At 52.5% G+C, this 11,818-nt stretch carries 12 protein-coding genes and 1 pseudogene; 6 read left to right on the top strand and 7 right to left on the bottom strand.

Annotated elements, in window-relative coordinates:
* Nucleotides 1-22: 22 nt before the first annotated feature.
* The 3 genes and pseudogenes from ACLJRE_RS14460 to ACLJRE_RS14470 form a co-directional block, all read left to right on the top strand.
* Nucleotides 23-1,258: pseudogene (locus ACLJRE_RS14460) on the top strand (tail fiber protein); the annotation flags it as partial.
* Complete coding sequence (locus ACLJRE_RS14465) at nucleotides 1,255-2,079, top strand: macro domain-containing protein (protein ID WP_058112079.1); 825 nt, start codon at nucleotides 1,255-1,257, stop codon at nucleotides 2,077-2,079. The pseudogene ACLJRE_RS14460 and the gene ACLJRE_RS14465, both read left to right, overlap by 4 nt.
* Nucleotides 2,069-2,644, top strand: coding sequence for a tail fiber assembly protein (locus tag ACLJRE_RS14470; protein WP_058112078.1), 576 nt, complete (start codon nucleotides 2,069-2,071; stop codon nucleotides 2,642-2,644). The genes ACLJRE_RS14465 and ACLJRE_RS14470 overlap by 11 nt, the downstream gene beginning before the upstream one ends.
* Before the next feature lie 40 nt (nucleotides 2,645-2,684).
* Here the strand turns inward: ACLJRE_RS14470 and ACLJRE_RS14475 are convergent, their stop codons facing one another.
* The 7 genes from ACLJRE_RS14475 to ACLJRE_RS14505 form a co-directional block, all read right to left on the bottom strand.
* Nucleotides 2,685-3,827 carry a lipopolysaccharide N-acetylglucosaminyltransferase gene (locus tag ACLJRE_RS14475; protein WP_058112077.1) on the bottom strand — a complete coding sequence of 381 codons (1,143 nt, stop codon included), beginning with the start codon at nucleotides 3,825-3,827 and terminating at the stop codon, nucleotides 2,685-2,687.
* Nucleotides 3,828-4,109: 282 nt separating this feature from the next.
* The gene (locus ACLJRE_RS14480) at nucleotides 4,110-4,598 is read right to left on the bottom strand and encodes a phage tail protein (RefSeq protein WP_058112076.1); all 489 of its coding nucleotides are present in this window, start codon (nucleotides 4,596-4,598) and stop codon (nucleotides 4,110-4,112) included.
* A 13-nt stretch (nucleotides 4,599-4,611) separates the two neighbouring features.
* Entirely contained in the window at nucleotides 4,612-7,572 is a 2,961-nt protein-coding gene (locus ACLJRE_RS14485) for a phage tail tape measure protein (protein WP_058112075.1), read from the bottom strand.
* Nucleotides 7,559-7,717, bottom strand: a complete 159-nt coding sequence (locus tag ACLJRE_RS14490) for a GpE family phage tail protein (RefSeq protein ID WP_001627826.1) — start codon at nucleotides 7,715-7,717, stop codon at nucleotides 7,559-7,561. The genes ACLJRE_RS14485 and ACLJRE_RS14490 overlap by 14 nt, the downstream gene beginning before the upstream one ends.
* Before the next feature lie 5 nt (nucleotides 7,718-7,722).
* Nucleotides 7,723-8,079 carry a phage tail protein gene (locus tag ACLJRE_RS14495; RefSeq protein WP_077946052.1) on the bottom strand — a complete coding sequence of 119 codons (357 nt, stop codon included), beginning with the start codon at nucleotides 8,077-8,079 and terminating at the stop codon, nucleotides 7,723-7,725.
* Between the two features lie 42 nt (nucleotides 8,080-8,121).
* Nucleotides 8,122-8,634 (bottom strand): phage major tail tube protein, encoded by a 513-nt coding sequence (locus ACLJRE_RS14500; protein ID WP_000115856.1) that lies wholly within the window; start codon nucleotides 8,632-8,634, stop codon nucleotides 8,122-8,124.
* Complete coding sequence (locus tag ACLJRE_RS14505) at nucleotides 8,635-9,822, bottom strand: phage tail sheath family protein (protein ID WP_045900664.1); 1,188 nt, start codon at nucleotides 9,820-9,822, stop codon at nucleotides 8,635-8,637.
* A 158-nt stretch (nucleotides 9,823-9,980) separates the two neighbouring features.
* Between ACLJRE_RS14505 and ACLJRE_RS14510 the strand changes: the two genes are divergently transcribed.
* From ACLJRE_RS14510 to ACLJRE_RS14520, 3 genes are all read left to right on the top strand, one after another.
* Complete coding sequence (locus tag ACLJRE_RS14510) at nucleotides 9,981-11,126, top strand: contractile injection system protein, VgrG/Pvc8 family (protein WP_058111889.1); 1,146 nt, start codon at nucleotides 9,981-9,983, stop codon at nucleotides 11,124-11,126.
* A 45-nt stretch (nucleotides 11,127-11,171) separates the two neighbouring features.
* A complete protein-coding gene (locus tag ACLJRE_RS14515) occupies nucleotides 11,172-11,432 on the top strand; it encodes an ogr/Delta-like zinc finger family protein (RefSeq protein ID WP_058111890.1) in 261 nt (86 codons plus the stop codon).
* 233 nt (nucleotides 11,433-11,665) lie between these two features.
* Nucleotides 11,666-11,806 (top strand): Hok/Gef family protein, encoded by a 141-nt coding sequence (locus ACLJRE_RS14520; protein WP_024143244.1) that lies wholly within the window; start codon nucleotides 11,666-11,668, stop codon nucleotides 11,804-11,806.
* Nucleotides 11,807-11,818: the final 12 nt, after the last annotated feature.

Below are 11,818 nucleotides of genomic sequence, written 5' to 3' on the forward strand. Positions count from 1 at the left end.
GGCTACTAATGAGTACGTTGATAACAGCCTGGAAGAACACGAAAAATCACGCAACCATCCTGACGCCACCCTGACCGACAAGGGCTTCACAAAACTCTACAGCGGCGTTGCCAGCATAGACGAAACAATGGCCGCCACGCCAAAAGCGGTCAAAATCGCGATGGACAACGCCAGCGCACGCCTTGCCAAAGAGCGCAACCTGGCTGACCTGACAAATATCCCGCTGGCCCGTCAGTCCCTCCAGCTCGGCAACAGCGCCACCCTCAATGTTGGCACCACCGCAAACACAGTGGCCGCAGGTGACGACAGCCGCATCACTGGCGCAATGCAGAAAGACCAGAACGGTGCAGACATCCCGAATAAGTCGCTGTTTGTACAAAATATCGGAGCGCTTCCTGCCAACGGTACGGCTGTTGCAGCGAACAGACTGGCATCACGCGGCGCGCTTCCGGCACTGACTGGCACGACAAGAGGCAGTGATAGCGGCCTGATAATGGGAGAGGTTTACAACAACGGCTATCCAACGGAATACGGGAATGTTTTGCGACTGACCGGAACCGGTGATGGGGAAATCCTCATTGGCTGGAGCGGGACAAACGGTGCACCAGCGCCCGCATATATTCGCAGTCATCGGGATACCGCCGATGCTGAGTGGTCCGAATGGGCAATGCTCTACACCACACTAAACCCACCTCCGGATTCGCATCCTGTAGGGGCGGCGATAGCATGGCCGTCTGATGCTACTCCGGCAGGTTACGCCATCATGCAGGGGCAATCGTTTGATAAATCGGCATATCCATTACTGGCTATAGCGTATCCGTCCGGCGTTATCCCTGACATGCGCGGCTGGACAATCAAGGGGAAACCCGCAAGTGGCCGCGCAGTGTTGTCACAGGAGATGGACGGCAACAAATCGCACAGCCACGGCGCACGGGCGTTGGATACCGATCTGGGAACGAAAGGCACGTCGTCATTTGATTACGGCAATAAAACATCTGACACAACAGGCGGTCATAACCATTCAGCGGGGGGAATATATGGTGGTGACTCAATCGGTGGAAAATCTCGCGTTCAGCACGACGGCAATAACCAGTTGACGAGCTGGAATGGCGATCACGCTCATACCACATGGATTGGCCCGCACGACCATACCGTATATATCGGCCCACATGGACACGCTGTAACGGTGGACGCAGACGGTAATGCGGAAACCACGGTTAAAAACATTGCATTTAACTATATTGTGAGGCTGGCATGATTAAATTAATTCTTTCAGCACCCGTGCCAGCAATGGCCGTGGCTTTTGAACATTCTTTTCAGAATACCGAAAATGTGGAAATTATCCCGGAACCGTTTGAAACCATACCGGAATTTGACTGCATGGTCAGTGCGGCCAACAGCTTTGGTCTTATGGATGGTGGTGTGGATGCTGCTATTACGGCATATTTCGGGCCGCAATTACAGGAACGGGTACAGCAAAATATCATCCGTGAATACCTGGGAGAACAGCCCGTCGGCACCGCCTTTGTTATTGAAACGGGTAACAGTAAACATCCGTGGCTGGTTCACGCCCCGACGATGCGCGTTCCGCTGATAATCGCCGGCACCGACGCGGTTTATAATGCAACACGTGCAGCGTTATTAGCGATATTTCAGCACAATAAAAGCGCCGGGGAAGACAGGAAAATTAAATCGGTAGTATTCCCTGCAATGGGGGCCGGATGTGGTCAGGTTCCCCCGGACAGCGTCGCCCGGCAAATGAAGCTGGCGTGGGATAGTTTCAGTAATCCACCCAAAGCAATCAACTGGCAATACGCCAGCGCCCGCCAGAATGCGGTATTCAGCACAACGGCATACTGTCCGTCAAAGACGCTTTGTCCGAACGCCAGAACGGAATATATCGGTTTTGGTGATTACAGAACGTATTGCAAAAAGTCGGGTTGCATCTGCATCAGTCCCCGCCATCAGGTTGATGATATTTATATCGGCGCACACAGGCACAGTGTTTTCCCTGGTGACCATTCCCACACCCTCCACCTGAATACAGAATATTTATCCGGAGTAAAAAATGACGTTTAAAATGAGCGATACCCCGCAGACAATTAAAATTTTTAATCTTCGTTCAGATACAAACGAATTTATTGGTGCAGGTGATGCATATATCCCGCCGCACACGGGATTACCGGCAAATTGTACTGATATAACCCCTCCTGATATTCCCTCCAGTTATATTGCGGTATTTGACTCTGAAACCCAAACGTGGAGTCTGCATGAAGACCACCGCGGTGAGACAGTTTACGACACAACAACCGGCAATCAGGTTTATATCTCCGCTCCCGGCCCACTACCTGAAAATGTCACATCAGTTTCACCAGGCGGTGAATACCAGAAATGGGATAGTAAGGCTAAGGTCTGGGTGAATGATGAAGCTGCGGAGGCCGCAGCCAGACTTCGTGAAGCTGAAGGAACGAAAAACAGACTCCTGCAAATAGCGTCTGAAAAAATCGCGCCGTTACAGGATGCAGTGGATCTGGACGAAGCAACCGATAAAGAAAAAGCTTCTCTTCTGGCATGGAGAAAGTACCGGGTACAGGTAAACCGGGTGGATACCTTAAATCCTGACTGGCCGGAACAGCCAGTCTGATAAAAAACGCGCCACTGATTTTTAACCAGTGGCGCATTAATTATTTAAACCAGTTATTAACCACCTCCTCAAACCGCTGGGTTACTTTTTCCCACGGGAATTTCTCTTCCACACAACGTTGTCCACGTAAGGCAATATCGTTTAAATCAGGGGATGCCAGCGCTTTATTAATGTCACTGGCAATGGTCTCCGGGGTCATTGGCTCCTGCAAATGGAAGCCGGTATCCCCCTCTTTTACGAATTCAGTCATCCCGCCGCGTGTACTGACCAGTACAGGTTTTCCTGCCCCCATCGCTTCAATTGCAACCATGCAGAACGGTTCCTGGAATTGAGAGGGAATAACAACCAGATCTGCTAACGAATAGTAGTTGTATATCTCTTCTGGCGTTACGCCTCCCACCATATGACAGTGTGGTTTTAGCCGTTCTGCTAATTCCCGCACTTCACGCTGATAGGCTGCTTTTTCACCTTTACTTTTACTCATATAGTCACCAACGACAACTAACTCTATATCGTTGCGTTCCTTGAGGAGTTGTTCGAACGCCTGTAAAAGCAAGGTCACCCCCTTATCCGGGGATATGCGGCCAGCAAAGAAAATCGTTTTTTTCTCCGGGGATATGTTTAGGTCGGATTTTTGTAGCGGTGCTGAGTTTTTCTGGTAAGCCTTCAGGTCAATACCATTAGGGACGATAGCGATATCAGCATCCGGCAGGTACGCCTGATAATGCGTCTTCAAAAACAGGCTGGGGACAATCATTTTAACGTTTTGATCTAACCCATCAGGTTCAAAAGCATTATGCATATGCATAACCATTTTTGCCTTTGGGGCTCTTTTGCGGATCTGTCGGTACAGCTTTATGCTGTTATGAACGATGATTACACTATCATCGGTAACGTTAAAGTCTTTTGCAATATTCAGAATACGCTGTGAGTAAGGGAGCGGGTCCAGACGAGTCCATTTCTGAAAGAGGCGCTTATAGAGTCTGCTGAAACCTATACGATAAACAGAGCATCGCTCATTTACCTTTGAAAAATCTGTATAACCTTCATTCTTAATGCAAGCGATTCTGTTGGGTATTCTTGTTCGCTGTGCTACCTGATACATCCATGTTTCTACGGCTGCTGCGCTGCGTGGCGGAATCGAAAAAATTGGTGTAACCGTAAGCACTAATTTATCAATCATTATTACTCCGTAAATAATGTTGGGTTTTTACCCAACAGGCTGCTTTGTCTGACAATTTACATTTACAATACAGTCAATTCTTATTTCACAGACAACAGGCAAAAAACATGAACAGCATCACAAATTAGACAGCTATTAATATGCTGAATAAGTATTTATGGGTCGTATACGAAAATTTCGATTTGGAAACGGACGATCATGTATTGGGAGGGAACCACTTCAACCGCCAACGGGCGGCGTAAACCAGAACTGGCCGTAGCAGTAGTTCTACGACCTGCAATCCTATAAAAGTCCGGAAATCGCGTTGTTTACTGAACCATACGCGGCGCTGGCTTTATCCTTCAGACCGTTCAGTAACTCACTGACAGAAGAGGACTGTAGCCGCTCCCGCATATCTTCATCGCACCGCTGAAAGCTTATCGAAAACTCAATCTTTTTTGCCTTCCCGTAGCGGTCGAGTTCCGATCGTGTCGTTTGCAGCCCGGTAATGACATACATGCCGTAAATTTGCCCCACACCATCTATCAGGGGCCACGGTCGCCCCGTGTAAGCCTGCGTGGTCAGCACCGAAAGAGACACTTCGCCGCCCGTAATTTCCGGGTAGAGAACCCCGGAAAGTGTGATCTGATCATCTCCCGCGCCGATGTACTGCCAGCTTGCAGAGCGGTTAATGCGCTCGTTTTTAACGTGCCGCCAGGTCTTGTGTTGCTGTAGTTGTTGATGTGGAAGCGTCTTCAGCTCAAAAACAAACATACCGTAAACCATCATCATAACGTCACCTCACTTAATCACTGTCCAGGAAGCTGGCGCGCCCGGTTCGGGCTAATTTATTCATTTCAGCTTTCACCGCTTCTCCAACCATTCTCGCCAGTTCGCGGGGGTTCTGCGTCACCACGTTATGCAGGTGAACGTGAATTTCACCATCAAACCCAGCCGCCGCAACGGTGCGCCCACCATTCCCGACAACCGGGCGGCGTATCGCCTCAACAACTGGACGGGAGGCGGCAGCCATCACCGGGGCGAGCTCAGGGGCGACGGTGACAGTCGAACCGGCAAGCCGTGATTCCTGCCATGCGCCACGAACGGCCAGCGCACGCGGCAGGTTTTTAAAGACAATATCGCCGGGGCCGATGCGTTTCGTGTTATCGGCGGTAGCCTTCGTGTTGTCAGCGATATTACTTAACCGGCGAAGCGTACCCTGATCAGGCGTCAACGGCTTATCTGTGCCGGGCGGTGTTGTGGTTCCTGTATCGACTTTTTTTGGTGCGACTTTTGCCAGATCGCCCACAAGAAGAGAAACTTTGGTATCAAGCAGCTCGTTGCGCTTTAGTTCTTCCGCTTTCTGACGGGCGCGCTCAATACCGTCAGGAATAAGCCCCAGCTTCTCAAGTACCCAGCCAAGCGAATCAAGTAGCAACGTCATCGGGCCAAGAACCAGCGTCTGAATAAAACTCCCTACTACCTTACCGAAAGTTTTTCCGGCACTGGTGCATTTTTCCAGCGTCTCTTTTGACGTGGTGGCCGGTTCCAGCAGGCGTGTAAACCAGTCCCGGACGGATTTGATCCCGTTACTAATCGCATCAAACACCGGCGATAACGCAGAAAACGCTTCCCGTAGCGGTGTCAGCGCCTCCCACACCCCGGAAAAAAACCCGGTAAAAAACGCTTTAATCGGTTCCCAGAAGCGCCAGATGAGCAGACCCGCCGCCACGAATGCCGCCCCGATAAGTCCGATCGGACTCAGTAACAACGAAATCGCGCCGCCAAGCATGGACACTGCGCCGGTAATCACACCCCACAGTGTCGGAAGCCCGGACAGTCGCAGAGCAAGCCCGGCAACCCCGCGAAGAAGAGAAAAAACCGCCGCCCGTGGTGAAGTGAAAACAGACAGCAGCATCCCCCGCAGTGGCCTAAGAACTCCCGACAACCTTCCCGCCCCGGACGTCACTGACGAGAAGACAGCAGACCAACCCTTAACACTCCCCATCGGGCCGCCAATAACCGCCCGCAACTGGGTAAAGAGCGGAATGGCGCGCCCAAGCCCTTTAGTACCAGTCAGTAACGCGAAGCCAAGTTTCAGTTTTGCCACTGGCCCCAGCAACAACCCGATAGCCAGCGACAGCCCGCCAGTAATCGCGGTAACGGCCAGCGCACTACCGCCGACAGTCAACAGCGCCTTCGTCAGTCCGGGATTTTCCCGCGCCCATGCCGTCATCGCGCCGACAACGTCGCTAATCCCCTGAACCAGTCCACGTAATGGCCCGTCAACCAGCTCTTCAATCTGAATACGGAACCCTTCCCACGCGCTATCCAGATTCTTTAAATCGCCGTCGAGGTTATCAGCCATCTTTCTGGCGACCGTCGCAGATTCCCCCTGCGCCTTCTTCAGTTCCCCGAGTAATTTTTGCAGTTCACCACTGCCCGCAGACTGAACCAGCGCCTGGAAAGATTTGGCGGCTTCTTCCCCGGCAATATCTTTAAAGAAAGACAGTTGATCGACGTCGCCGTACTTATGGACAGCTTTATAAATATCAGCCAGCACCACTTCAGCCGGTCGCATTTTTCCGGTTGCGTCGGCAACGTTAACCCCTAACTCCTTCAGGGCACTGGCGGCTTTACCCGTTGGCGCGGCCAGACGTGAAAACGTGGTTTGCAGTCCAGTACCGGCGATGCTGCCACGCAGCCCCACGTTTGCCATCACGCCAATCATGGCGGTTGTCTGTTCCACACTGACACCAAGACCGGCCATACCCGTACCGGCATATTTCATCGCCTCGCCAATGTTGGTCAGATCGGTGTTGGTGCGGGTAAATGCGGCGGTCAGTACGTCACTGACCCGATCCATCTCTTTGGGATCGAGGTGGAATTGCGAAAGAATATTTGACCCAATATCGGCGCTTTCGCCTAAATCCATCCCGCCTGCCAGCGCCATATTCAGCACGCCGGGCAACGCAGCTTGTATGGCCTGCGGGGTAAAACCGGCCATTGCCAGAAACGCCTGACCGCTGGCGGCATCCCTTGAGGTAAATTGCGTTTCCGCGCCCAACTTTTTAGCCTGTTCACGCAGCGCAGTAAACTGCGGATCGGACTTATCCAGACGGGTAAGCGCCCCCACGCGAGCGACCTCCCGATCGAAACTCACAGCAGGCGCCAGAAAACGCCCGGCACCATAACCGGCAGCGGTAGCCGCCCCCAGCGCAACAGCACCGCCCCCGCGCAGTCTTCCGGCGACCTGTTGCATACGGTCATATTGCGCCCGCGCCTTTGCCACGCGCGCCAGCATCTGCCGCTCATGCTCCAGCGTCTGGTTGTACTGCTCAGTACGCCGTATGGCGCTTTGAATAGTCCGGTCACTGCCTGAAAGCGTGATGCCGTGTTTCACCATCTCGCGGCTGGCTTCCCGCAGCTTCTCTTTCTCGCGGGTGCGCACCTCATTCAGGCGGTCAAGTTTTGCCGCCAGTTGCGCGATATGCTCACGCTGTTTGTCAGTCATGGCGTTGCCCGCCTGTTGTGACTGCCTCAGACCGTTAAGCTCGCGCTGCGTCTTCTGAATTTTTTCAGTCGTTTTAGTGAAGTTCTCGCGCAGACGGGAAAACGCCCTGGACTGTGTGCCAAGCGTTTTAATATCGGTCTGGGTTTTTTTGAGGGAATCAGCAAGACCACCCACACTTTGGCGGGCAGTCTCTACAGGACGGGTGAGTTTATCGATCGCGCTGAAAGAAACGCGGATATCAAGATTTTTCATTGTCGCGGGCACCACTTCTGAGCGCCGCCCGCTCACGCCAGGCCACCACTTCTCCCGGATTCATCATGAAGATTTCAGCAGGCGGCCAGTTAAAAACAACGGCGATATCAGCAACCAGATCTTCAATCCGGTCAAACTTAACCACCGTGATTAGTCGTCCGTCTCCGCCCCGTTCGGTACTCCAGAGGCCGTAGGCGTCAAAAAAGGGACGATGGCCGTGGACAGCGCGATAAAATCAGACGTCGCAAGCGATCTGATCTCGCTTTCCTTCAGGCGTGGAGACGTCACACGCGCAAACAGCGTCACCAGGGTATCCGTTTTCATATTGAGCACGTCTGACAGCGACAGTCCGCGCAGTGAGCCTGATTGCCTGATAGCGTCACCAATCTCAACATACGTAATCGTTTCATCCCCGCGCACAACCGGCTGGGCCAGCGTAACCCCCTTCACCGGGGCAGTGGCTTCAGTGGTGATGTCAACGCCATATTCAGCAGATTCTTTTTTCATTGTCATTTCTCCGGGCGGCATACAGCACCGCCATTAAATTAATCAGTTCATACCCAGCGCAGAACGGGCGCGATCGGGGATCATATTTTTGCCGTCTTTTTTGTAGATGAAATTCAGGTTATCAATTTCGATAAGCTCCTGGTCATCAACAGACAGCTTGTAATAGGTGTTTTTGATGGCGTAGGTGTGCGAGGTATCCTCACCCTGTTTGACCTCACCCATATCGATTTCCGTAATTCGCCCGCGCATCTCAATCTCACACACGCGACTGTCGCCACTGGTGTACAGATACCCCACAAAGCGCAGCTTCAGCTCGTCGATGTCGCCGCCGTACTTCCTGATAACGCCTGGCATAAAGCCGCCAAAAACGGCGGTGGCATCCAGCGCGCCATCATCAAGGCCAAGATCAACCGCAACTGACCCCATCATGCCGCCGCCGCGATAGTTTTCGGTCTTGCGCGTCACTTTTGGCAGGGTGAGCGACGTCACTTTGCCGATCTCGTTTTCCCCGTCAATAAAACAGGTAAAAAACTGGATTTTATGTGGAACAGACATTTACACACCTCCCAAAGACGCAAATGCAGGCCCGAAAAATTCATCCGTGAACGTCTGGTACAGTGTCAGATCTTCCAGTGGCGGAACCGGCGTATATTTGTAGCGAATACGCACGCGTCCCTGTCGTAGCTCCGTCGTGCTGTTATCCACCACGTCATACCAGCATGACGCCCCGATAAGCCGCCCTGACGTCACCAGCGCGCTCAGTTTCGCCCGTATGCCGCTCAGTACATCCTTAGCGTTAACTGGCGTCAGCGGCTCGTCTATCGCCTCAAATTGCGCTTCTGCGATAGTGTCAGCCAGTACTTGCGCAGTACGCGTATACACCTCAAAGATATAGGCGTTGGTATCCGTTGAGCGGTCGCCCCAGAACCGGAAACCGTTACGCTTAATCAGCGTGGTGATCTCCTTGTTGTTAAGCGCGTTAGCGTCGCTATCCTCAGCCTGAAGCGACCAGAACACTTGTTTTGAAATCCCCAGCACGTTTTTCACCGGCACGTTAGACAGCGACTTATGCCATCCCTGCTCGTTATCAATCAGCGCCCGCAGGCCGCACGCATACGCCGGGGCCGGAAAAACTTCATTCTGGCCGGACTCAGGGTTATAAGCGATAAAGTCAGGCCAGATAAGCATCAGTTCGCGGTAGGCAAAATCAGCCCGGTACGCGATGGCCTCCGCCATCGTGGCGCAACCGTTGCATCCGGCATACACAAACGCCCGCAGCTTCTCAGCAATCACACACAGGGAAGACGTCACCTCTTTGGTATCGAGATCAGGTGCCGCCAGAATGCGCGGACGGTAGCCGATATGTTCATCCTGTTCAGCAACCAGCAGCGCATACATTCCCGTATAACTGCCGTCCGCCTCCGTTCCGCCAATCACAAGCTGTGATTGCGTCTTCTCGCCGTCGCCCTCCTTTGCAGCAGGGACGCGTACAACAATCACTTTCGTACTGACCTGATCGGCTATGGCCTTGAGGGATTTATACAACGTGCCGGTTTTACCAGTTTTGCCGAGCACATCATTAACCCGGTTAAACAAAACGGGCTTATTCAAAGGGAAAGTACCCGCATCAGCATCATCAGCCACGGCAACAATCCCAATGACACTGGAATCAATGTCATTAATGGCCGTGACCAGGTCAGTGTTTTCCCTGATGCGCGCACCGTGAAAACGTTGTTCACTCATGTTTTCCACCGTTGCGGTTGTTGAGGTTCCCCGTGATAATCCGCCATCTTCTCCGCCATAGCACTAAACCCGCGTTCTTCCCGTACTGCGACAACAAAAAAGGGTTACGGCTTCCCGCGCGCACGTGTGATCCTTCGGGCAACGGAGGGACAGAACACATGACACCCACAGACGCCATCACACTAAAAATTAACAGCTACATGGACACCCTGAATGACGCGGTGAAAGTGCCTGATTTCAGTATCACTTTGGAGAAAACCAAAAGCGAACCGGACGAACTGGACGACCTCAACAGGCGGGTAATGTCTCTTTCAATGACCGATAACCGGGGCTTCGAAGCCGATCAGGTTTTTATCAGCGTGGACGATACTGACGGCGAAGTGCAGCTCCCAAAGCGCGGCACGAAGCTTGCCGTATCGATGGGATGGAAAGGTGAAGCCCTGATTTACAAGGGGCTGTATATCGTTGACGAGATCTCACACCAGGGCCCGCCAGACCGTCTTGATATCACGGCCAGCAGTGCCGATTTTCGCGCTGAATTCAACGTTAAGCGTGAAGTGTCCTGGCATGATGTGACCGTCGAGCGCGTCGTGTCTGCCATCGCTCACCGCTACGGACTGAAGGCGCAGATAAGCGAAATGCTGATGGATATCGAAATCGACCACGCCGACCAGACTGATGAAAGCGATATGTCATTTCTCACCCGTATGGCCGACATGCTGGGCGCTATCGCCACGGTAAAGAACGGCAGTCTGTTATTCATTCTGCCGGGTGGCGGCGTCACGGCAGACGGCAGGGCGCTACCTTCCTTCGCCCTGACCCGCAGCCACGGCGACAGACACCGCTTTCGCATTTCAGACAGGCAGGCCTATACAGGCGTAAAGGCGTACTGGCTGGATCTGAACTTCGGCAAAAAAAAGAAAGTCAGCGTTAAACGCCGCCGCAAGCCCGCAACGTCAAAAAAAGAGAAAAGCAGCAGCCGCGAAGGCGACTACATGGAAGGCGCAGACGGTAACGTTTATGTACTGCGCAAGACTTACCAGAACGAAGAAGCCGCAAAGCGTGCCGCCGCCGCCAAATGGCAGCAGCTACAGCGCGGCGCGGCGGAGTTTTCCATTACGCTGGCGCGTGGCCGTGCAGATCTCTACCCCGAAATGCACGGCTCCGTGTCTGGCTTTAAAACCGATATCGATAACGAAGACTGGATCATCGCCAAAGCGGAACACACTATCGACGAGAACGGCTTCACCACACACCTTGATCTGGAATTAAAAATTCCTGAATGGATAGCAGAAAAGGAATAACTGGAATAATATAAACGGCAGACTTATCAGTATGAGGGCCTGCCTTTGTTTCCCTGTCCGATATGTGGCGCATCATCCAGAACCCGCACCAGCCGAATGGAAAACAAGGAAAGAACCATCAGACGGACTTACTACCAGTGTAATAACCTGGAATGCGGCGTCAGCTTCTACACCCTCCAGTCCGTCATCGGCCTTGTAGGAAAAAACAAGACCGAAGACAAATCCATTCCGTGGGAAGACCTCCCTTCAAGCCATCGCGGACGTAATCAGCTTAACTTCGATCTCTACCAGAAAGACGAAACATAAACCAACAGGAATCCCCCATGACAATAACAGACGAATTTGACGGGTTTTAGTTTTAAGTAGCGGGGCGGCGGGAAATCAGTAGAATAGTCGCGGGTGCCTTCGACGCTGGTCGGAGGTTCGCCAAAGGCCAGAAAGACGAAAGCCCCGGAAAACATTTCTGTTTAACCGAGGCTCTAGCCGAACAACCTTAAGCAAGTGATAGGTTAGCGCCTCTCCGATAAGGAGTAAAGCGCATGTCGCAAAAATCGCTATCCACCATCACAATTTGTATTGCGGTGGTACTCATAATCTGGATGTTACGCGGTTCGTTATGCGAGCTGCACATGAGATTAGGAGGCGCGGAGTTTGCGGCGTTCTTACAGTGTAAGCAGTAAGGAAACCGCGAC

The organism is Salmonella sp. SAL04157 (assembly GCF_046551635.1).
Classification (GTDB): Bacteria; Pseudomonadota; Gammaproteobacteria; order Enterobacterales; family Enterobacteriaceae; genus Salmonella; species Salmonella enterica.